The sequence below is a fragment of the Psychromonas sp. L1A2 genome (assembly GCF_009828855.1).
Classification (GTDB): Bacteria; Pseudomonadota; Gammaproteobacteria; order Enterobacterales; family Psychromonadaceae; genus Psychromonas.
In genome coordinates this window covers 320673-344978 of sequence record NZ_WUAG01000001.1, presented here as the reverse complement: position 1 = coordinate 344978, position 24306 = coordinate 320673, and the positions used below count along the sequence as shown (strand labels likewise).

Genomic DNA, 24306 nt, shown 5'->3' with positions numbered 1-24306 from the left:
TACTGTAAAGCCTGCCGTGATGCCTTAATATAGACGTCATGAAAAATGAACTTGCCCTTAAACAGCGTATTGCTGATCTTGAAAGTCTACTCGACTATGAACGACAATTATCTTTACAGAAAGATGCCCACATTGCGGCATTGGAAGAGCGCTGGCGTTTAGCCCAACAAAAGCAATTCGGCAAAAGTGCTGAAGGCTTTGTTGGCCAAGGGGAATTATTTAATGAAGTAGAAGAGATTGTTGAAGCCGTGAAGGCTGAGCAACAATCCGTTAACGCGCCCCGCTCAAATTAAAGTGATTTGAACATATTCGTCCTAAATACGCCTGTCGTCACTGTGATAAATCGTCGACTCACACACCGATTAAACAAGCTGTCATGCCCGCGGTGCCGATAAATAAAGGGATAGCAACGGCGAGTTTGTTAGCTCAACTTATTACTAGTAAATACCAATATGGTTTACCGCTTTATCGCCAAGAAGCGATGTTCAGCAATACGGTATCGAGCTCAGTCGCCAAACCATGAGCAGTTGGATAGACAAATCAGCCACCCGCTTCGCCCCATTAGTTGAAAGACTGAAAGACGAGCAGCTAAAGCAGCCCACGCTGTTTGCCGATGAAACGCCATTAAAAGTGGTCAAATCTGATAAAGTGAATAGTTACATGTGGGTCTATTGCTCAGGGCAAGACTCACCAGTCCCGAATCATTCTATCCCTAATATCGTGCTTTACGACTTCCACAATAGTCGCGCAGCCACCTGCGTGGTCGATTATCTTAATGGTTATCGAGACTACTTGCATGTTGATGGCTATCAAGCTTATGGTAAAACACAGGCTACCCTCGTAGGTTGTTGGGCGCATGCTAGACGCAAATTCATTGAAGCGAAAAAGCTACAAGGTAAACATAAAGCAGGTAAAGCCGATGTAGTATTGAGTCTCATCCAGAAACTGTATGGCGTTGAATCCCGTATTAAAGATAAAAGTATCGATGAAAAATACACAGTAAGGCAAGCAGGTAGTTTGCCTATTCTTAATAAGCTAAACACATGGCTTGAACAGAATCAGCGGCATTTAGTCGGTAACAGCAAGCTAATAGAAGCCGCTAACTACCTAGCCAATCAATGGCACAAGCTGATACGCTATCTAGATAATGGTCAATTAAGTATTGATAACAATCGGGCTGAGCATGCAGTCAAACCGTTTGTGATAGGACGAAAGAATTGGTTATTTAGCCAAACGACCAATGGTGCCCATGCTAGTGCGACACTTTACAGTATTGTAGAAACCGCCAAGGCAAATGGTCTGATCCCATTTGATTACGTCAATGCTTGCCTCGATGAACTGTGTAAACCAGAGCCCGATATCGATAGCTTGTTATCATGGAATATTAAAATGTAGGTGTGGTTCGCTAGACGCTTACGATTTATGTAGAAATCTAACGGGTAAGTTATATGCAGATAAGGGATATATTGACAATAAGTTAACAGAAAAACTAAAGAGGTCTGATATTGATTTAGTCACTACTGTCCGTAAGAATATGAAAAGAAAAGTAATGTCAGCTTTCGATAGAGCTATGTTATCAAAGAGATACATAATAGAAACAGTTAATGACCAACTAAAAAACATATCTCAAATAGAGCATAGCCGCCACCGAAGTGAAACAGGGTTCATGCTCAATATTATTTCAGGAATAGTGGCCTATTGTTTAAAAAAGCAAAAGGCACGTATTAAGGCATCTAAAAGTGAATTAGAGACGATGGCAGTCTAATAAATGCTATTGCTCATCCAGAACTCAGATTAGATAAGGAGTGTACATTGTGTATTACTATGTATTATTCTCATTTTTATCTTCAAATTTAAGTGAAGAGTTAAGGTATCTGAGATTGAATGTTAAGGGCAGCGACTGTTAGCTAGACGCTTGCGTTTAACCTTTGATATAGATCACTCAATTAACCAGTTTATTTGAATAACTATATTTTTATAAACAATTTACTAGTGCAACCGTCTTCAGGTGAAATCAAAATACTTTGTCCACCTTTACGAATTTTGTCTCTCTCTACGTATACACGTAACATTAAAGCAATAGATACCCACATCCCTACAGCCCCCTCTCTGGGATAAAACGTTTGACTTCCTGTTGAAGCGATTAAAAAAGCCAATAATAGAGCTAATGAAAAACTTCCTGTAACTACGTATATTCTTTCTGAATTATCACGAAATAAGCTCGATGAGTACTTTAAAAATAAAATAAATAATAAAAAAACTGGAAAAGCTCCCACAAAGCCATTATCTTGAATCCATTGTAAATAAGCATTATGTGGATGCGGAAAACTTTCTCCCTTAAACGCCTGCTTTATTTGCAAAGTGATTCCAATATTTATCATCGCATCTCGTCCATAACCAAAAAAAGGGGCTTTTTTAATTGACTCCCAAACGGGAGGCCATGCTAAATTTCGCCCAGAAGTGACAGAATAAAGATCCACACTAGATTCTTCAAAGTCTATATTTTGTGTGACGCTAGAGTTTTGAATGTCGTCAGTCCCCTCACCTGAAAAACCAGAACTGAGACGCTCAATTGCAGAAGGAGCAAAAATTGTTATTGCTAAAAATATTAATGGCGCCAAAAAAATATATTTTCGCCATTTAAATAAGAGAAAAAACAATCCTAGAACTGCCCAAGTTCCATAACCAGTTCGCCCTCCTGTTAAGGCCATCGCGGTAAAAATAGTTAAACAACTTGGTAAAATAAGTAACCAATAATATTTCGTACTAACAAACTCTTTTAAAGAAAAAACCCCCCAAAAAGCACCACTCATGATCATTGATATATTTACACGATGGAAGCCTACACTATCTGAGATGATTTTTAGTGCTTTATGTTGCAGAGCATCTCCCCCCATCGTAAGCGAGCCCAATTTCATCGCTTTTACCACTTGCCATGCTAAGAATATAAGCATTAATGCCAAAGTTCCAATAGCAAAGTTGTATTGTTTGCGATTGCGGCAACCATCAAAAATAATAACTCCCGGTAAAACCCATTTAAAACAGTTAATTAATTGTTCATTGATAATGCTTAACTTCCCAGGGGGCGTACTCTCCATATACTCAAACAATTCAATAACACCACTGTTATCTAAAAAGTATCGATACACTCCAATAACAATAAATAGTGCATATAAAAAGCTTAATAAACTGATAAATTTTGGCATTTCCCAAGCTAATTTTTCTTTTTTTCTATTAGAAAGCCAAGATAATACTGTATTCAAAAACAAAAAATTCCAATGGTTTAATCCAGGAACTCCTCCAATAGCTTTTGGCATGTCAGGGTGCTGAAAAACAGACATTAACAATACCAACCAACAAGCAGTACGAAACCAATCTTTCCAAGCATAAGCACTTAAATAAGCGATGAGTAGTGTTAATAATGTGATTCTAATCATAGGTAATAAACTTTATTTTTTAATTGAATAGAGCAGTATATATTTTCTGCCAATGCAATGTTACTTGAGATACAGAAAACTTTTGACTACTTATAAGTGCGCAGTTAGAAAACTCGGTCAAATTACCTTCTGAATTAAACATCAATTGATAGGCATTAGAAAAATTTTCATTGGTTAAAGGGTGCACGAGATAACCATTTTTTCCGTTATCAATTAAATCGCCTAAATCACCTACATTAGAGTTAATAGCAGGTATGCCACACATCATTGATTGAATTAACGCTTGTGATAACCCCTCAGAATCAGAAGTCAAAACAAAACAACGAGATTGTTGGATCCAATGTTCAACATTATTCTGCCAACCAACAAGATAAACATCCTTAGCAATCCCCAATTGAACAGCCATTTTTTGTAGTTTATCTTTATCTGGGCCATCGCCTACAATCACTGCATTTAAGTTTGGGAGTTGCTTTTTTGCTTCTTGTATAGATTCTAAAAAACGGTCAACTCTTTTTACTTCCGATAAACGCCCGATTAAAATTAAATCATATTTTTTCTGAATATTGGAGTCAGGCCGAAAAACTGTCTCATCAAAGCCTCCGGGTACAATTTCGAAATGAGTAGTGACTCCCTTATTTTTAAAGTAACGGATAGCAGAGGTACCCATTGAAATAACTAAATCCATTTCATTAACAGATTTAATTAACATTTTCTCAATAAAAAGATCTGTTAGTTTAATACGATTAAATATTCTATTTTCTGTATTAACTCCTCCTCCCATAACTTCTCTAGGTCCTCCTCCACAAATGTAAACGGATTTAGCACCAATAAGTTTGGCTAATACAACAACAAATAAACCATTCACTAACAAGTGAAAACCCACTAGTACATCGGGTCTTTTAGTTATTGCTAGCCATGTGAAATATAATAAACGAGCACCAACTTGGCCAAAGAGTTTGCTCAGTAATCGAGGAGTATAAGCACCGAACACTTTATCCATTTCAGGAACTGGAATAGCAGAAACCATTGTCAATTTTTCACAATTTAATGCACTTGCCATTGGACGTAAATGTGTCACCAACCAATGGTCAGAATAAAAAGTGCCTGTCGCGAGAATTTTAAGAGATTTCACTTTCTTTTTTTTATAAGGTAAGCACTTAAATGCTTTTACCAATATATAATGAATAATTAAAATAACTCTCAAAATCCATCGATAACAATGTGTAGCAGGACTTAATTTTTTATTAACTGTCATCTGATTTACCTATCCTTGGAAATATTAAGTAGTCCCATTTTATTGAAATACTCGCTTGTTCACTTTCACTTTGATCATTAATCACGAGCTCTGTACATTTGACATTATTAATATATAAATTTGTTAACTCTGGCCTGTCCACGTACCAAGTTAAACCATTCAAATCTTTTCCAATATAAGCAGTTGTTAAATAAATATTAGTTTCACCCAACTCTTTTTTAACTTCAAAGCTTAGCTCATTAATGGTTCGATTATACCCTAGCAAGCGACGTGTTGTTGTCACTAGAATACGCTTGTTATTATTGTAATCAGCCAATAATTCAAAAGTTCGACGAGTTTCACTGGTAAAAGGTTGTGCAACTGAATGAACTTTTCCTAAATGGCTATAAAGAATACTACAACCTTGCTTTTTGACTAAAGTATCTAAGACTTCCTTGGTTAGTACAAAATGTATTCCTCGAGCTTGATCAAAGCAGGAAACACCTCCCCAAGAAGGATTACAACGCATAAATTCATTTATTTCTGTGCCATCAACCAATTCAGATTTGCGTAACACTTTATTATCTTTATGCATCGCATACTTTTTATTGCCTAACCTTGCAAACCAACCTTTAGCGAACTCTAACGCAATCGTTTTAAGAGAAGCTTTAATTTGCTTTTTATTAAGCAGTGCTTGGTAACTTCTTTTAGCATTTTGGGCAACACAGCTAGTTACGCGCCCTTTCCAAATAAAAGGCAACATGCCAGATTGTACTGTTAAGTCACTATGGTAAGCAGATTTACCGACCTCTGCTCCTTGCCCTTGCATAATATCATTGTCTAGGTTGGTTGGTGCTTGAGCATGGTCAACCCAGACCTCTATTTTTCTTTTTCCCGCTTGAATAGCATTCCAGTGTTTTTCAATTAACGCTCTATCTTTAACAAAGTCACCAAAAGAATGCAGACAATCGATATGACCTGAGTCAATCAGTTGATGAATTTTTTGTCGTCCGTCATCATCCGTATTGGTATATGAAAAATTATGTTCAGGCATATCAAAATAGATAGTATTGCCGACCTCTAACCCGACACCTTTACCTAAAGACGTTTCTTCCGTGGTATTTAAATATCGCGCGGTTTCAAAATAAATTTCTTTATTAGGCGTTTCATCTAAATCACTACAAATAGCTAACATTGCTTGGTAGGGGTAAGGGTATTTTCGTAAACTAACGCTCATGCTCAATAACCCCTTGGTAAATGAATATATTTAAACACTATCATGAAGAAATTCTCAATCGGCGGAACAAGTTTTGTTGCATTTTTATGGGTACTAAATAGACAAAGTAGATAATAATAGTGACGAGGCCAGCGCCAATAAAAGTAGCCATTGCAGTTACGGAATCATTCAACTCATAGGCATGGCGTGACCATGTAAGCAAACCTAAAAATGGCATAATATAGAGTAATGGCTTAATAAAACTACTTTGAACATAACCTATCCATGACAGCTTCAGTTGCTGGCAGGTATAAATGGGTACAATAAAACCGTATACAATATTCATCGGGACCACAAATAATAAAGCGGCTGTGGTTAACTCCCAATTATTAACGCCTAAAAACAGAATACTAATAGCAAAGATAACGAAGACAGCAATGAAAGCAAATATAGAGATTTTTCCATGTTGATTCAGGCCCATTAGTATGCGGATAGAAGTGTCTTGCGCCATTGGTAATAATTGTCCGAGTGCAAGTATCATCATTAAAGGCCATAGTGCATAGTCATTACCCATCCAATATTGCAAAACCACATCACCATAAATAAATAAGAAACCTAAACTCGGTAAGGCAAATGCAAAGCTAAGCTTGGTGGTATTAACAAAAAGAGTCTGAATAGCTTTATCATCTCCCGCCCCTTGCATCGAGCCTGTTGTCGGGGTTAACATTAATGTGAATTTAGTCATAAACGTTTTTATTTGCCGAGTCAGTGCCATCGGCCTTGCAAAGACAGCTAAGGCCGCAGGCCCAATCGCACTGACCAATATGATATTAATGCTTTGTAATAAAAGAATCGGAGGAAGGTTTGATAACATGCTTTTTATACTAAAAATCAACATTTCTTTGCAGGTTGCCAAGTTTGCCATTTTTAGATTAAATTGAAACTCTTTGCAGAGTCTAGCCACAAAAACAAACCGAATTGTTTCAAAAACGATTGTTGAAATTAAGTAACCTATCGCCATTCCTATCACGCCAAGATCGGTAAAAAAAAGTAGCGTAACCATCAGTGCCAATGAGAAAAGACTATCACCAGCATGCAATGAATTATGAATATCCCAACGGTGATAACCTGTCAATAATCCCTTGGCAGAGCCTGCTGCCATTCCAACTGACAAACTGAACCCTAAAAAAAGCACAACCCATTGTGCCATTTCAGTATTTTCTTTTAATGACTCACTAAAAAAAACCGGCAGTAAAAAGTAAAATAAAATGGTACATAGTGTAACTGCTGAAGACACAACTAACTGCACAAAGACTGCAGAATTTGCTACCTCATTCAATTTGACAAAATCACCCGCTGAGCGATATTTTGCAATATAACGGTTAAAACAAGCCCCCATTCCAAATCCAAGTAGCGCCAAATAACTAACAAAAGACCAACCAAAATCCCAAATACCTAACGCCACTTGGCCTACTTTTTCATCAACTAAACGAGGCATTATAAAACCTGAAAAAACAAGAACAAGCTGGCTTGCCCAGCTCACCATTAAATTCCATGTAAAGCGATCTTGTCCGCTTAAATCAACTTTTTTGCTTTTATCGATATTTTGAGTCACTAATATTTATTCCGTATAACCGAGCGATTTATGATATTCACCGGTGATTTGCTGGTATGTTGCAAGCTCGTTTTCACTGAGTAGTGCTTTCCAGCGATCATCTAACTTAATCACTTCAGAGTCATCTAAACGCATGCCATTACCAACTACATGATGATCAACAGTTTTAAAATCTAAGCGTTTCAGAGAAGGGTCAACCCCTATAAATTCAAACAATTTATCTAATGTCTTTTCCGTATTACTGCATATATCTTCATAGTGCACTTGCATCCAACTCTCTTTTGGCATTGTTGCAAGTACAGCTTCGGTTTCTTGATTGCAACGCACCCACTCTTCAGCGCCAACTTCAACACCTCTATTATGTTCTTGGGTCGTTCCTGCACCACCGCCACGCAGCTTTGGATCCTTAGCGTCAGCAAATTCGGAAGGGTTTTTATAAGCCAAAGAAACACCTCGACCATCACGCACAACCCAGATAACTTTGACATCTAATTCCGGGTTTTTAAGTAAGTATTTTAAACGAATGCCTATTTTTGAAGAGTCAATGACCGTTTCTACACCAGCTTGCTCGGCTATTGCACGAGCATAATCAACATTACGTTGTTGAAGAAGGGGAAGCTGCTTTCGCCATACGGGAGATAAACTTAGCAAACCGTCTCGGATCCACTCCATCATTGGTTTTCGTACCAATGGTCTTAGCAACCTCAACATATAAGGTGTGGCACCAGTGCGAATATCAGTGCCGGCATTGGAGATACAGAAATCTTGACCTTTTACCGCCATTTTAGTGGTGACACCTTGCCAAAACTCACAATCGCCAACTAATTTTTTACAGGAACATAAATAACTATTTTTATCACCCAAATTAATGGCTTTTAGTTCTCCAACACTACAAAGATCCGGATGCGCACCTAATAACATGGCGGTCATGGTTGAGCCTGAATGACTTGCAGCTGCTAGATAAACTAATTTTTGTTTTTTATTCTTCATATAAATCACTTCATATCTTTAACGGGTATGCTGTATCAATAAAAAAGTTACATGTAATATGCTCTGAAAATAGACTTATCTTAAATACTTTTAAGTAAACGATATTATGTGTATGGAACCAAAGGTTGTGAGATCACATAAGTCAAAAAATAATAAGCGTCTACGTTCCAATTAAATTCATACATTAAGAGCTTTAAAACTGAAAATATATAAATGGAGAGCTATTTAACGGTACGAACAAAAGTAAAGCCAATATTACGAAACTGATTACTAATTGCGGGTACAAACGGTCTAATTTTAATAGTGGGAATTGTAGTAAACTATTGCTCTTAACAATAAAAAGAAAATGCCAGAATATTATGCATAAAAGTACAACTAAGACATTAGGATTAATCCATGAAATACCTTCATGAGAAAATGAGAACATTCCAATAAAATAATTTAATGTAATAGTAAAATTTTCAGCCCGAAAAGGAATCCATAAAAGTAAAACAAATATGAAAGTAGAAGCCCAAGCTATTACTTTATAATAAATAGATTTTTTTATTGAATGACACCAACTCCTTGTTCTTTTTTCCCAAAACTTATGAACAATAAGAGCAAGACCATGAGCACTTCCCCAAATAACAAAGTTCCAGCTAGCACCATGCCACAATCCACCTAATATCATAGTAATTAATAAATTAAAATCTTGACGTATTTTTCCTTTTCGATTTCCACCAAGAGAGATATATAAATAATCTCGCAACCAAAAAGAAAGGGTTTTATGCCAACGCCTCCAAAATTCAGTCACCGAGAGAGAAATATAAGGCATTCTAAAATTCTCTGGCAAATGGAACCCAAGCGTTTTAGCAATACCTATAGCCATCAAAGAGTAGCCAGAAAAATCACAAAAAATTTGCATCGCATATGCAATAGCTGATAACCACAAAGTTCCTGTAGAAAACAATTCCGGTTGAGAAAAAACTGTATCAGCATACGAGCTTAAGTTATCAGAAAAGATAACTTTTTGTATTGCCCCGCCTAAAAATAATTGCCCTCCAATGAGTAGATTGGGCAAAGTAATTTTAATTTTTTCTGATAATTGAGGAATGAACTCTGTTGCTCTGACTATTGGGCCAGCAACAAGCTGAGGAAAAAAAGCAACAAAAAGCATATATTTAGGAAGACTTTTGCATACAGGAATATTTCCTCTTTTCAAATCTATACTGTAACTCATTGTTTGAAAAGTAAAAAATGAAATTCCAACAGGTAAAATAATACCTAGGTTACTTTCCCATTCATATCCTATCAAGGAGAATAAATTCTCTAACAAAAATTCAGTATATTTATAATAAACAAGCATACTAATGCTAAGAACAATGCTTATTGACAGGTAGAATATTTTCTTAGATTCCGTAGTTGCTCTATCCATCAACAAGCCTAAGTACCAACTCCACAAGCTTGATGCCACAATAAGGACAATAAAGACAGGATTCCACCAACCATAAAAGATATAGCTACTACCTAGCAATATATATAAACGCATATTATTATTTTTTATAAAATACAAAAAACATAATAATAAAAGATAAAAGACGAGAAATGTAATAGACGTAAATATCATCTAATCACGCCTTTTCAACATTGATATCAAAAGGTATGCATGTTTGTGGTATTAGATCCATGATGCCAGATGCAACTATTCGATGGCCGGAATGATTAATGTGCCCCTGTAAAATATTGTAATTAGCATATCCGATAGGAGGTTGTTTATTTTTAATATAGTATTCCGTCAGATCTTTTTTTAAAGATTTAAATGGTATATTTTTATTTTTTAACACGTTTTTAATAATCATCTCGAATTGCTCACCATTAGCTTCATATTTGACCATTCCTTTATGCATATATTTTAACCTTGGTATAAAAACTACAGATAAAGGAGTTTTAGAATTAATTTTATCAAAGACGAAGCTTAGTGTTTCACTGATTTTCTGTACTTCTTGCTCATTAAATTTTTCCTCTATACGGGTCGGCATTAATTTTTTTTTCTGAAGTGCTAATTTCAACCTGTCCTTAAGGTAAGTAGCCAATGCAGACTTTCCAACCACATAAAGCAATTTATCTTTAATCGGACTTCGTTTTTTTTCCCTCAAAGTAATTCCAATTATATCATCACTAAATTTATCTCTACTTATCTCCGCATTATTAGTCAATATATCTTTAGCATCACTACCAGTCAGAACCATTACAACAGAGTTGATAGGTGATACTTCACTAAACCTTTCAAAAACGACAGGGTATTGAACAGGAGATAAACCTGATCGGCCAGCATTTATAATGTCCAAACATGGTAAACTTGATTCAATGATAGATGTAAAATTAATTTTTTGCGGGAGCTCTAAAGCCTCAGTAAAAGAATCTCCAAGAACCAATATATGATTTTCATACCCTTCAGATGGAATATCTCTATCATTAAACCCCATTGAATTAAATTTATTTTTTGCCCACCCTTCTTTTGTATAAAAAACCATTGAATTTGGTCTATTTATCCAACCAAGATCACTATCAGAAATAGCCCCTGCGTTATAGCCAATAAAGCACATCACAACAACTTCACCACAGATCAGAGTTATGGTAATTACAATTAACCATCTCAACATAAAAAAATCACTATCATAAATTTAATACTCACAGCTCACACAATTAGTAAACACGTTAGTCTAATGAATCAATAAAACCATTTCGCTGATATTAATTATCAACTATTAAAATAATTAATAATGTCACCTTGGAGAAAAAAATTCTTTCACCAACATGCCAATGAATAAGGTATTAGTGATTAAGTAACGTTTCCATAACCTACCAGGCTCTTGTAAAACTCTATATAACCACTCCATTCCCATTTTTTGCCATAGAAGCGGAGCACGCTTTACTTTGCCAGCAAACACATCAAAAGAACCGCCAACACCGTGGACGACAGGGACACGCATGATTTCTCCCCATTTAGCCATAAATTGTTCTTTTTTAGGGGAAGTAATGGCAACAAACAATACATCAGCATGACTTGCTGCAATATTTTCTGCAACTTCGGCCTGTTGCTCTTCAGAGAAATAACCATTCTGACGTCCGGCAATGATCACACCAGGGTAATTTTTATTGATTTGACGCTCAATTTCTTCTGAGATTTCTTCCGTTGCCCCAAGGCAAAATACGCGATAACCTAATTTATTACCGCGATCTAAAATACCATGCATAAGATCAATACCAGCGACACGCTCAGGCAGTTTTTTATTGAGTATTTTACTCGCTAACACAACAGCACTACCATCAGCCAAAATCAAATTAGATGACGTAACATCTTCGCCTAATGCAGGGTTTCTTTTCATATTGACCACTTTGGCCGCATTTAGCATACCAACGTGTAAAGATTGCTTAGAAGTGATGCATTCATTAACCACATCTAATGCTGCTGACATGCCCATCGGGTGAATATCAATTCCAAACATTTTAATGGTATCTTGCTTTACTTTATATCGTTTGAAAGGTTGATTTGAAGAGTAATTTTCATCGGTCACTTAGCCTCTCCTTAGCATTGTGGTGATCATAGCCGCGTAACATAACAATAGTTTTTTAGGTTGTAAATGTTAGTATATTTTTATACCATTTTTTCCGCATAAAAATATAAAAAACTAGCCTTAATAGGTATGAAATCGCTTTAACAGGAAGTACAAATGCAAAAAGTAAATTATTTAATTAGCTTAGATTATGAGCTTTTTTTCGGTAAAAATCCTGGCTCAGTCGAAAACTGCATGTTACGTCCGACTAACTTACTCATTGACGTTTTAAATAAATATAACAGTAAAGTTTGTTTATTCGTTGATGCGGGCTTTCTCGTTAAATTAAAAGACTATTCGACTGACTTTCCAGAGTTAGCTGAACAATATCAAAAAATCCAAGAACAACTGCTGACATTATCAAAAGCAGGACACGATATACAACTTCATATTCATCCACATTGGTTTGATAGTACTTATGATGAAAACGGTTGGCAGATTAATACTGAACGTTACCGATTACATGATTTTTCAGTCGCGGAAATTGATGAAATAGTACGCTCATACAAGGCTGAGTTACAACACTGTACAGAACAACCTATTTTTGCCTATCGTGCAGGAGGATGGTGTTTACAGCCCTTTAACAAGATAAAAGAGGCACTATTAAATAATGGTATTTGGTTAGACAGTACGGTGTTTAATCAAGGTTATTCAACGGACCCCACTCGCCACTTTGACTTTAAAAGCATGCCTCAATTGCCTCATTGGCGATTTGCAACTGATCCACTAGAAACTAATGCATCAGGTGAGTTTATTGAACTGCCTATTAGCGCCTTTAAAACCTCTCCATTATTTTTCTGGAAACTTGCCTTTCATAAAAAGTTTTCAAGTCAACAATTTAAATCATTTGGTGACGGACAAGCAATGGTTGCCAACAATCAATATTATTTTGAGCGTCTAACACAAAGTACTTACGGTCCAGTGATGATTGATGGTGCAAAAGCTGGACAATTACAAAGCGCATTAGATAAACACGTAAAAGAACAAAAGACCGATGCTTTTTTTAATATTATGGGTCACCCCAAAAGCCTTGCTCCTTACTCTTTAGCTAAGCTCGATCTTTTTTTAAAAAACAACACTCAATTACACTGCAAAACATTCCAAGATTTAATGTATTTACAGCATTAGTGTATTCATTTAACTAACCTCAATTCTGGTTAATGAAAGTGGAATTATATTTAAAATCATAAGGTTATACTTTTACTAGTCAGTGCAGTTAGTTTTGCGTAGTTCAAGGCGAATTATTGAAGCAATAACAGGTTATTGAGACATAATTTAACGCAGAAATAGCGGTATTGTATCGCTTTGCTTATCCAGAGCTGGGGTTAACTAATACGATTGAACTGATATTTGAATATGTAGTGATACAGTGATTTAATGAAAAAACCTTAACTCAATGAAGCCTAAGCCGCACAGAGTCAAGGTTTATAATAAGAGACATGATTTTATATAAAGGCTTCTTGTTACCCTTTCTCGAGTATCTAATTATTTAGAAAGCTCAGACCAGTGCTTTTGTATTTCTACATCATCAGGCGAAAGTTCAAGTGCTTTCTCTATTAATGGCGTTGCTTCAGCAACTTTGCCGTTCTTAAACAAGACCCAACCATACGTATCTAAAACAGCTGCATTATTAGGGGCAACTTTATAGGCTCTTAATGCAAACTCTTCAGCTTTAGGATCGTTACTTAATAAATATAACCAAGCGATATTATTTAGGCTTCTTAATTCATTAGGTACAATAGCAAGTACCTTTTCATAGGCTAGAATCGCTTCTTTGTTATCGCCCTTAGCTTGTAAATACATTGCATCATTTAAGTTAGCATACACACTTGCTGGAGCTTGTAATAACCATTTTTCAAGAAATGCCTGAGCTTTGTCTGTATCGCTTTCTTGATAAAGTTTATAAAGCTCAACGGCCACTTCTTCCTGTGCGTTTTTATCCCACTCAACTCTTAATAATTGTTCTGCTTTTTCAACATTTTTTTGAGAAAATGCAAGTCGTGATTTTAACAATACAACTTGGTAGCTATTCGGTAGCATAGTCTCTATTTGTTTTAAGACTTTATCAGCTTCTGCATATTGACCAGAAAGTGTTTCAATTGTTGCTAAACGTATTAAGAATAAAGGTTGTGTAGGTGTTAACTGTAACTGTGCTAACACTAAATCTCGCGCAATAGAATAATCTTGAGTTCTAATCGCTGCAATAATTCTTTCGTTACTTATTTTTTCTTGTAAATTTTCGGCTTTGTCTTTTAATTCAACAGGTAAGTTTACTGCTGTTTTAATTAATTTATCAGCTTTTATGAATTGTTTATTTTGGTATTGATAATCAGCCAGCACTAGCGCTAGAACATCTGAGTTATGTTTACTTGATAAATAAGAAGCCACATTTAATGGGTCTTTATTTTGCTGTTTAAGGCTTATAACCGCACCGTAATATGCACGTAGTTCTTCTGGGTATAAATCAATTATTCGAGCATACTCATTAAATGCCTCACTCCATTTTAACTGAAGTTGCTTACTTTGCGCTAAACCAAAATAAGCTTGAATATTATCATCTGACGCTTTAATCATGTCATTAAAATGTTGTTCAGCCACAGTGAATTGTTTTCTATACAAGTAATAATTAGCAATCAATAAATGAGTACCAACCGCATTGTTTTTTTCACTTGCTTGTTTCTCTACAAATTCATCTGCTTTATTTAACTCTTTTAATTCAATGAGTTTTTTTAAATAAGCAGTTTGGAGTGATAAATCAGTGCTATGTTTAGATAAGCCTTGCTCTAAGACGGCAAGTATCTGTGAGTTATCTTCCGGTGATTTAGCACTAATGTAGCTACTTTTTAATATCGCTAATTTAGACGAATTAGGAAACAATTCTTCAATACGTTTCATTGATACATCAGCTTTATCAAATTGCTTTTCAGAAATAGCAGCAATAGTGTAAAGCGTTAATGTGTCTAAACGTTTTTCGTAATCAATTACGTTATCTAAAATAGCTAGCACATCATTACTTTGATTTAGTTTAAGCTGCGTCATTGCATAGATTTGTGTTAGTTGAGGGGCATTAGTTTCAGGATCGATCATTCCTGATAGGTATTTTTCAGCACCATTAATGTCACCTTCTGTATATAAAATAACCCCTAACATCGTTGATGCTTTTTTATTATGGGCATCGACTTTAAGTATTTTATATAACTCAGCTTTTGCTAAATCCGTTTGCTTTCTTTTGTAATACTGTTGTGCAGAGGCGTAATATTCATTAACCGTTGTTGCTGTAGGGAACTCATCACTTAATATACGAGAATATAATAAAGCCTCAGAGCTACGACCTTGTGAGGTTAATATTGAAGTAAGTGCTTTTAATATATTAATACGCTCAGGTGTGAAAATATCTGATGATGGCACTACGGTTAAGGCAAAAGATAAGGTTTTTTCAGCCTTTTCTATGTCACCTTTTTCCATTAATAAAAAGCCTTTTAGGATTAACGCTTCAACATTTTTATCATTAGTTTGTATGGCTTTATCAAGTAATACTAATGCATTTTCTTTTTCATTATTAGCAGCCGCAATTCTTGCTTCACCAATAAAGCCTTCACTTTCAAAATCAGCTACATTTTGTAATTCTTTAAAACTGGCTAATGCGCTTATTTGATTATTTTCTAATAGAAATAGCTTTGCTTGCAGTAATTTAAACTGGTTTTCATTTTTCGATAAAAGATCTGAATGTTCTGCAATTAATCGATTAGCTGAAATAGCTTTCTTGCTACGTTGATATGACTCTAATAGTAGTAGGTAATAATTTGAATCTTTAACACCTTTATATTTAATTAAAGTATCAATCGCTTGGCTAGACTGGCCTAATTTATTAAATGTCTTCGCTAAAAGCATATAACCATCAAGATGATCAGGGTAAAGTAAAACAGCATTATTAGCAGAGTTGATCGCCGCTTTAAATTGACTTTGATCTAAGTAAGTCTGCGCTTGTTGTGTGTATTGCGACAATTCAGCAACATTACTTGTTTCACTATCCCCATTACAAGCTGTTAATAATAGAGTGCTCGCTAATACTAATGAGTTGAAAATCACAGTCGTTTGTTTTTTCATGTTTTTCCCTTTTACGAAAGGTAGCTGAAAATAGTGTTACGATTATTACATATCATATTTTTTCATTAGGTCATAAAGCGTTGGCCTAGTAATACCTAATGATTTAGCCGCTGCGCTAATATTATTATCAGAGGATATTAAAGCTTGCTTCAATGCGCTAACTTCAGCATTTCGTCTAATTTCTTTTAAATTTAATGGTGCCACATCTTCATTTACAAAGCCTAAGTCAAGCGCACTTATATATTTCAAATCACACATAATAGCCGCTCGTTTGATTTTGTTTTCCATCTCACGAACGTTACCTGGCCAAGCATGTGTTTCAATACCATTAATCGCATCTTCAGAAAAACCAATAATAGGCAGCTTTTGTTTTTTGACATACTTGTTGAGCAAGTATTTAGCCAATAGAATTTTATCTGAACCACGTTCTCTCAAAGGAGGAATATCAATTTGTATTTCAGCAATTCGATAAAAAAGATCTTCTCTAAACTCGCCTGTTTCAACTAGCTTATCTAAGTCTTTATGAGTTGCACATATAATACGAGTATCGATATTTATTTGATTTCTTCCTCCGACTCGCTCAATAACGCGCTCTTGCAAGAAACGCAATAATTTAGCTTGTAAGTGCAATGGCATATCACCTATTTCATCAAGAAATAAAGTACCTTTATGCGCCATTTCAATTTTACCTACCGTACTTTTTACTGCACCAGTAAATGCCCCTTTTTCATATCCAAATAACTCACTTTCAATGAGGTTCTCAGGGATCGCTGCACAATTAATGGCAATCATTTTATTATCTTTTCGTAAACTAAGCTGGTGCAAAGAGTTAGCAATCACTTCTTTACCTGTGCCGCTCTCACCAATTAATAAACAAGATGCATCCGTTGGCGCAATTTTTTCAACCATTTTGCAAATTTTAAGCATCTTAGTATCACTAGCAATCAAACCATTCAACATTGATTCTTGTTGGCTATTAAGTTGGCGATTTTTTTCTTCTAAATGATAAATATGAAAAGCACGTTGAACAATTAAATCCAACGTATCCGCATCAACAGGTTTAGCGTAAAAATCATAAGAGCCTAACTTAACGGCTTTCATTGCATGCTCATTACCTTCGTTTCCGGTCATCACAATAATTTTCATGTGTGGACGCAAATGCAATGCTTGTTGTAATAACTCAAAACCTTCCGTCACACCATCTTCATCTGGTGGTAACCCCAAGTCTTGGATCATTACCTTAGGTTCATGTAAACGTATAGCAGATATAGCCTCTTTTTGATTAGTTGCAATGACCACATTATAATCGGCAAAATGCCACTTTAATTGGGTTTGTAAACCCAAGTCATCTTCAACGATCAGTAATGTATCTGCTTTGTTATTTTTCAATCTTTAATCCTTAATACCTGCATTTAGTACTTAAATTCAATTCTAGCTGTATAGCTTAATTCGTCATAACTTGAATCTTCATCATCATCGATAGATTGATCTTCATAGTTTGCTTGTAGTGATAAACTTAATTGAGGGCGAATTAAATATCGCCCTCCGATCGTTGCATTTATAACTTGTTTATCGAAGTCTGTAGAAATAGTTGATTCACTGTAATCTAAAGATATAAATGAACTAATTTTTTTAGTATTTTGAAAATCTAAAGAAACTGAAGCTCCCCAACGAGGATCCGTCTCATCCGTCGTAACAGATGTTTCTTGTTGATAATATAACGTATTACTATTACTTAAACGGTTAGTAATAATAAATCGGTGTTGTAAATCTACTCTATCTATCCACAATACTTCATTATCGTCAAATGAATCATCTTCGTTATCAAGGTTATCAGTTCCTAACCCTAAAGAAGAATCGCTTAACTCTCGTTGTAAGTTCACAGATAAGTTATGTCGATCAAATTGATAACCGTAAGATAACTTAAATATCCCACCTTCTTCATCACCAGCATCTAATATTACGCGGCTATAACCTAATAGCACTAAATATGTTCCTGCGAGTAACTCTCCATCAATAGAGGCATCAACGGTGACTTCTTTGTAATCAAACCCTGTGTTTCTAAAATTGACTTGACTTAAATTGGTTGATAATTCAAAGCGAGCTTTAGGCGTTAATTTGTTATACCACGTCACACCTACGCCATTTCTATCAGTTTCTTCGTCTTCGTCATCACTATAACGAGTCGCTGTATAGTCGTAACTTAGCTCAAATCCAGCTCGGCGAGAATAAGGTATATTCCATACAGGATTAATAGTAAAAACATCTCTGCTTCCACTATTTGCTGGGTTATCCACACCTGACTGGTCTAGTAAATATTGACGTCTAAAATGGTTCAAATTCAGTAATAAATTAGGGCTAAATATCTCTTGTGTAATGCTCAAGCTCCCTGACACATCACTATCATCATCAAGCTCATCACCATTAGACGTTGAGTAATACACAGAATAATCTAACGCGGTAAAGTTGGTCGCAGTTTGATTAAAATAGCCAATACCAATATCAGCACGTTGCTCAAACCCAGACTGCTCATTATCCGAGGACTGGTTAATATTATTACTCTGAATATGTTCAAGCCCAAAGGAGATATAACTTTCACTAATAGAGCCAGGCAAATCATTAGCAATAGCGGTGCTTGGCAATAATATCACCAAGCTTGCTTCTATAAATTTAAAACACTGTTTTTTTAATTTCATATTTACACTATTGATTATTAAGAATTAACCCTGCCAGTTTATCTTTGCCTATCGCATCAATTCCAGCTTCGACTTGTGAAGAGTTCGATTGACCATAACCAACAACCAATATAGCTGTATCACAAATTGAAGCTAATATTTGCGTTTCTGCATATAACCCTATTGGTGGCGTATCAATGATGATGAAACGATCAGGATAACGATTTTTAATTGAATTAATAAAGTTTTGCATTTTGTTTGAAGAAAAAAGCTCCGCTGCATGGATAGTGTTATTACCAACAGGGATAACCCTTACTCTAGGAATACCTGAAGGATAAATAATATCCGTAATAGCATCAGTATCTTTAGCTAAAAAATTAGTTAAACCAATCGTTGGTTGTTCTTTTAAATAAGAGGCAATACGTGGTTTATAGATATTACAGTCAATAACTAACGCAGTTTTACCTTGGTCTAAGGCAATACTTGTCGCTAAATTCATACTGACATGGCTAGTACCTGATTGTTGAGAAATACCCGTCACCATACAAATAAAATTATTGTGATTCATTTTATTAAGTAAATTAGTGCGTAACTCACGATAAGCATTAAGCGTTTTATAATCATCTAACCCAGGGTAAATGATTTTACGCTCATCTAGTTCTTTAGCCGATAATAAAGGTGCTTCTGTCATCTCTGTTATTTGATTAGCATTAACGGTTTCTAACATAGATGAATCATTGTTTTTTAATGCGGTATCATTTTTTAAAGTATCGTCAGATAAAGGCATATTAAAACCCTCCCAAAGCAATAATATTTTCTAAAGAAGCACCATATTTATAAGCAAGTGCAATAGCGACATAGCCAAACATACAAACAATGCAATAAAGTAATAAGAAAGTGTTATGAACACGACGCGTTCTATTCTCTGCACTAGAGGTTGCATGAGGGATCCCAGCTAATAAAGTCACTCCTTCAATTTCTTTAATTTGAGATGAAAATCTGATCTTCGAATCGACCAATATTTTAGCCACAAAGATAGCAATCACAATCAACAATGCGACAAGAGGCCCGGCTGCAAAGAAGTGAATAAAACGAGCACCTATGGGCTTGTTTGGATACGTCGCAGCTTCTTGTAATTTGTAATTAACACCTTGACCTTGAATATCCAATACCATTGAAATTCGAGCTTTCTCTTTCTTGGTCAACATCTCTTCATATTGCGTTTGAAATACACTGTAATCTCGCGTTAGTTCAGAGAGCTCCGCTTTATTATTAGCAATACGTTTACGTCGCTCATAGGCTTCATCTAATAATCGATTAAAGGCTTTAAGACGATTTAATAATGTACGATGTTCAATTTGAGCCGCTGATGACAAACTCCTTAACTCTTCGTATAAAGGGTTAAAGTCCGCATTAACCGCTTTTTGTGAACTCTTTTTAGTCCCAACTTCTGAAATCACTTTTTCTAGATCATTAATTTGATAGTTAATGTCTACGATAGCTGGATAGCTATCTTCATAGTTTATTTGTAAAGCGGCTTTTTGCTTTTTAAGCTCTCTTAATTGAGTATTATATACGGCACTTTCATAATCATTACTGGCATATTTATTTTCTCTAGAGAGCTGTTTTTTCAAACTAGCAGTACGCGTGTTACTTTCTTGTATTTGAATGTTTAGCTCTTCAATTGAAGATCTAAGAGTCGCAATTCGACTATTGACTTCAGCTTCAGTTCCATCAAAATTAGTTGATTGAAAGCTTTTTAATTTATCTTCTGCTTTTAATAATAAAGCCTTATATGAAGCCGCTTGTTGGTCAATAAAGTTAAACGCACTTCGGCTTTCTTCGCGTTTAGTATCTGCACTATCTTCTATAAAGACCGCCACCACTTTATTTAGAATTTCAAAGGTTCTTTCTGCGCTATCATCTTTATAAGAAACTTGAATATAGTTACCAGATCTCCCTTCAACACTTATATTACTGCGAACTTGGCTCATTTTAATATCTTTTGATAGCGGTGTAGAAAAAGCACTCTCCCCATAAACACTATCAACGACCTCAGACAAAATACGTGGTGAATAAATAATATCACGTACCTGGTTACTTCTATTTTGCTTTAACTCGGTGACAGCCGCTTTAGCACCTAACAAAGGCTTAATAATATTCTGATTATCAGCAAATATCGTAATTGAACTAGAATAACTAGGCGGACGTAAAATACCGACAAACATAATAGCAAAGCTTATAATCGTAACTACAAAGGCAACTTTAAACTTTCGCTGACACATTTCACGCCATACTACAGCTACGTACTTAAAAATTTCTGTAATATCCATTGTTAAAATACACTCTCAGGAATAATTAAAATATCAGATGGTCGAAGGGTATAGTTAGTATCTAAAATACCTTTGTTAAGGATATCATCGACATTCACATGATAAGGTTTGATACCATCAGGTGTTTTTCTGTATAAAATCGATTCGTCTGCATTGGCAAACTCAGTTAAACCACCCGCTTCTAACACTAGGTCGAGCACATTTAAGTCAGTGTAGTAGGGAATAGATAATTGCCCATTCACAGCGCCAGTAATACGGACTCGGCTTGAATAAGAAGCACTGTTAGCACCAAGTACAATCACTGTGACATTAGGCCCACGAATATACTTACTTAATTTATCTGCCAATTCAGATGCTAATGCTTCTGGTGATAAGCCTTGTGCTTGTGCATCACCAACAAGTGGCATAGATATTTTCCCATCAGGACGAACAGGTACATTAATTGAAAGCTCTTGATTCTTCCAAACACTGATCATTAATTGATCATTGTTACCTATTTTATATTCAGAAAATTTTACTTTTTCAGAATAAGGTTCTTCATTCAAAACAACCGTCTTTGCACAACCACTGATCATCACTGCACAGAGAAGTCCTAAAAGGTAATTATTCATATTTTTCTCTCTTTTAAAATTTAACTAAAATACTGTTTTAGAGTAAATCATTTAACAAACTATGATCACCCAAGCCAACTAAAACAAACATTATCCATGTTGTAGCCCGTTCTAAACCTTAACTTGCCATTGGTAAATAAATTGAAAATTTACTCCCTTCTTTAGGCTTACTCTCAACGATTAATTCTCCATTTAATGAATGGATAATTTCACGAATTTGGTACGCCCCTATTCCCATTCCTTCATTTTTCTTTGTACTATTAAAAGGTTGAAATAATTTATTTTTAATAAAATCTTGATCCATACCAGTTCCTGAATCAATAATCTCAAGCCAAATTTCATCGTTTTTACAGTTTAAATTTAACTGAACATTTCCATCATCATGCGTAGCATCTTGAGCATTTTTAATGAGATGATTAATCGCCATTAATAACTTATCACTATCGCCATTAATCAAAGCGTTAGAACATGAACTAGTTAATACTGGCTGTGGATATCCATTCATATTCATCTCAACCGCTTGTGTTAACAAATCACATACATCAATCGTTTTAGATTCAGTCTTGCCTTTCATTTTTTTTAATAATTGATCCATCTTACTGACTGAATTAGCAATCGTAGCAATAACATCATCAACAAACTCAGGATGATGTTTATATTTTTCAGCGTTTTTAACCACTAATCCCTGTTGAGCAATTAAGTTTTTAATATCATGAATTGCAAAGGCAGAGATTTTATTAAACATATCAAATTGTTGATTTTGAATAAGCTTTTCAGATGTTTGCTCTTTACTAATGTAACTCGCTACTTGTCGACCAGTAAGCTTAAGTAAATCAAGATCTTCCCACGTTAATTTTTCTTTCTCATTTAAATTATTTTTACACAACACAGCAAAACCAATCAAACCAGATGATGTATTCAATGGTAATACTATCCATGCGTTATCAACATAGGAAATCCATTCTGGTAAATCAAAGTTATATTGTGGATCATATTTACTTGCAGACTCGCTAACTTGAAAAACCCACTCTTCTTGTTCTAATTTCTGTATAAAATCAGTTTGATTTGATTCAATAGGTAAACGTCCAGTAAATGCTAGTTTATCCGTCGCAACCGACGTATAAAACTGCTGACCTTTAACCCATATACCGCCTCCACTGCAATTGAAAATAGTACTTAATGCATTTAAGGAAATATCGTAACAATTTTGATTTTTATGTTGTTCAGATAATAAGAGATCTAACTTGATCCATTGTTTTTTATAATCATATTTATGTGCAAAAAAATGTTTACTCGTCCACACAACAAAACTATCGCGAATTCTTTCAGAAAGTGAAAGCGCAATAATAGAAAATACTGCAAAGACATACAGCATCACTTTAGAAGCACTTAACCAACTGATATTAAAATAATCAAGTGCAGAAGCCACTAAAGCAATAACGATTAAGAAACCACCTACTAGCGTTAAACTAGTGTTAAATATAATAACACTATTAGAAAGCTTAAAACTGCTACGCTCCTTCAATTGTCCGGCATAAAAAATAATGCTAATTGCAAGAATTAATGAAGTAACAGAACTGATAACAGTTCTTGCTTCCCAAAACGATTTGTCTAAATCACTGTTTAATAGCAACAATGAAAATACAATAATATCGTAAGCAAAAATGATAAAAGCAACGAGTGCAACAAGCTTTGTCATTCGACTAGAATGATCATTTCGTATCAATTGTTCACATACAACAAAACCAAATAATCCAAGCATAATTTTAAGATATAGTGCTAAAATTGGCGACGGAAAAAGCCCTGTATTAGCGTTAAAGCTATAGATAAATAACGATAAAGTCACAAGTAATGCTGTATATAAACTATACGCCCAAATATTGGGTAATTTAGCCCCTCTAGTAAGCATTAACAAATAAAGTAAAACAATAACCCAAGATAGGTAGCGCAAGGTTTCTAATAAGAAAAAAGACCAAGATAAGGAGCTAGCAGAAATAACATCAGGAACAGAAACATGCCAAATAATGGAAATAATGGCACAAGTAAATAAGCTTATTTTTATACGCGTAATAGAAATATTAAAAAGGATAATGATCGCTAGTGCTATTTCAACACAGCTATTTAGCCAGTTTCCTTGATTTAAAATCAGGTTTAATTCCATTTATAACGTCTCTGATGTGTATAAAATAAAAACAATTAAATCAAAAATAAGTACTAAGTCATTAAATTTTATCAATTATAGCTTTTATGATAAAAGGAAAGCAAACCTTGATATGGCATAACATCGCCACACGTGAAATAAAGCTTTATTAATATTATCCTTATCATCCATTACTCATCAACAATCCCAGCCCGAATAAGTAAATCAGTACAGCACCGTTACTTTTTCTATTCATTTTTTTGAACGACATAAAACTAACTACGCCGCATGACATAAAACCATAACCAATTGATATTTGAATCTATTTTAATAAAGTCATCCAGAGTGAGGT

The 24306-nt window shown here is 35.0% G+C and carries 16 protein-coding genes and 2 pseudogenes; 3 read left to right on the top strand and 15 right to left on the bottom strand.

The features are described from left to right. Nucleotides 1–38: 38 nt before the first annotated feature. A pseudogene (gene tnpC, locus GQR59_RS01425) lies at nucleotides 39–1395 on the top strand (IS66 family transposase). A gap of 22 nt (nucleotides 1396–1417) precedes the next feature. After that, nucleotides 1418–1765: pseudogene (locus GQR59_RS01420) on the top strand (transposase); the annotation flags it as partial. A 202-nt stretch (nucleotides 1766–1967) separates the two neighbouring features. On the opposite strand, the gene GQR59_RS01415 reads toward GQR59_RS01420, so the two are convergent. From GQR59_RS01415 to GQR59_RS01380, 8 genes are all read right to left on the bottom strand, one after another. After that, a complete protein-coding gene (locus GQR59_RS01415) occupies nucleotides 1968–3341 on the bottom strand; it encodes an O-antigen ligase family protein (RefSeq protein WP_236546622.1) in 1374 nt (457 codons plus the stop codon). Nucleotides 3342–3456: 115 nt separating this feature from the next. Beyond that, nucleotides 3457–4692: a glycosyltransferase gene (locus GQR59_RS01410; protein WP_160060378.1), complete on the bottom strand. Its 1236-nt coding sequence runs from the start codon at nucleotides 4690–4692 to the stop codon at nucleotides 3457–3459. Next, on the bottom strand, nucleotides 4682–5908 hold the full coding sequence (locus tag GQR59_RS01405; protein WP_160060377.1) for a hypothetical protein: 1227 nt from the start codon (nucleotides 5906–5908) through the stop codon (nucleotides 4682–4684). The genes GQR59_RS01410 and GQR59_RS01405 overlap by 11 nt, the downstream gene beginning before the upstream one ends. A gap of 40 nt (nucleotides 5909–5948) precedes the next feature. Then, nucleotides 5949–7502, bottom strand: coding sequence for a lipopolysaccharide biosynthesis protein (locus tag GQR59_RS01400; RefSeq protein ID WP_236546621.1), 1554 nt, complete (start codon nucleotides 7500–7502; stop codon nucleotides 5949–5951). Between the two features lie 6 nt (nucleotides 7503–7508). After that, nucleotides 7509–8492, bottom strand: coding sequence for a sulfotransferase (locus tag GQR59_RS01395; protein ID WP_160060376.1), 984 nt, complete (start codon nucleotides 8490–8492; stop codon nucleotides 7509–7511). A 193-nt stretch (nucleotides 8493–8685) separates the two neighbouring features. Beyond that, nucleotides 8686–9906, bottom strand: a complete 1221-nt coding sequence (locus tag GQR59_RS01390) for an MBOAT family O-acyltransferase (RefSeq protein WP_236546620.1) — start codon at nucleotides 9904–9906, stop codon at nucleotides 8686–8688. 196 nt (nucleotides 9907–10102) lie between these two features. Then, nucleotides 10103–11134 (bottom strand): hypothetical protein, encoded by a 1032-nt coding sequence (locus tag GQR59_RS01385; RefSeq protein WP_160060374.1) that lies wholly within the window; start codon nucleotides 11132–11134, stop codon nucleotides 10103–10105. A gap of 123 nt (nucleotides 11135–11257) precedes the next feature. Continuing rightward, complete coding sequence (locus GQR59_RS01380) at nucleotides 11258–12049, bottom strand: WecB/TagA/CpsF family glycosyltransferase (RefSeq protein ID WP_236546619.1); 792 nt, start codon at nucleotides 12047–12049, stop codon at nucleotides 11258–11260. A gap of 156 nt (nucleotides 12050–12205) precedes the next feature. Between GQR59_RS01380 and GQR59_RS01375 the strand changes: the two genes are divergently transcribed. Further along, nucleotides 12206–13216, top strand: coding sequence for a hypothetical protein (locus GQR59_RS01375; RefSeq protein ID WP_160060373.1), 1011 nt, complete (start codon nucleotides 12206–12208; stop codon nucleotides 13214–13216). A gap of 357 nt (nucleotides 13217–13573) precedes the next feature. On the opposite strand, the gene GQR59_RS01370 is transcribed toward GQR59_RS01375, so the two are convergent. The 7 genes from GQR59_RS01370 to prsK form a co-directional block, all read right to left on the bottom strand. Further along, the gene (locus GQR59_RS01370; protein WP_160060372.1) at nucleotides 13574–16195 is read right to left on the bottom strand and encodes a tetratricopeptide repeat protein; all 2622 of its coding nucleotides are present in this window, start codon (nucleotides 16193–16195) and stop codon (nucleotides 13574–13576) included. A gap of 45 nt (nucleotides 16196–16240) precedes the next feature. Further along, entirely contained in the window at nucleotides 16241–17584 is a 1344-nt protein-coding gene (gene prsR / locus GQR59_RS01365; protein WP_160060371.1) for a PEP-CTERM-box response regulator transcription factor, read from the bottom strand. Nucleotides 17585–17607: 23 nt separating this feature from the next. After that, nucleotides 17608–18891 carry a hypothetical protein gene (locus GQR59_RS01360; protein ID WP_160060370.1) on the bottom strand — a complete coding sequence of 428 codons (1284 nt, stop codon included), beginning with the start codon at nucleotides 18889–18891 and terminating at the stop codon, nucleotides 17608–17610. Between the two features lie 7 nt (nucleotides 18892–18898). Continuing rightward, nucleotides 18899–19657 carry an AAA family ATPase gene (locus GQR59_RS01355; RefSeq protein ID WP_160060369.1) on the bottom strand — a complete coding sequence of 253 codons (759 nt, stop codon included), beginning with the start codon at nucleotides 19655–19657 and terminating at the stop codon, nucleotides 18899–18901. Nucleotide 19658: 1 nt separating this feature from the next. After that, complete coding sequence (locus GQR59_RS01350) at nucleotides 19659–21203, bottom strand: XrtA system polysaccharide chain length determinant (RefSeq protein WP_160060368.1); 1545 nt, start codon at nucleotides 21201–21203, stop codon at nucleotides 19659–19661. A gap of 2 nt (nucleotides 21204–21205) precedes the next feature. After that, complete coding sequence (locus GQR59_RS01345; RefSeq protein ID WP_160060367.1) at nucleotides 21206–21814, bottom strand: XrtA/PEP-CTERM system exopolysaccharide export protein; 609 nt, start codon at nucleotides 21812–21814, stop codon at nucleotides 21206–21208. Nucleotides 21815–21932: 118 nt separating this feature from the next. Beyond that, nucleotides 21933–23975, bottom strand: coding sequence for an XrtA/PEP-CTERM system histidine kinase PrsK (gene prsK, locus GQR59_RS01340; RefSeq protein ID WP_160060366.1), 2043 nt, complete (start codon nucleotides 23973–23975; stop codon nucleotides 21933–21935). Nucleotides 23976–24306 lie beyond the last annotated feature (331 nt).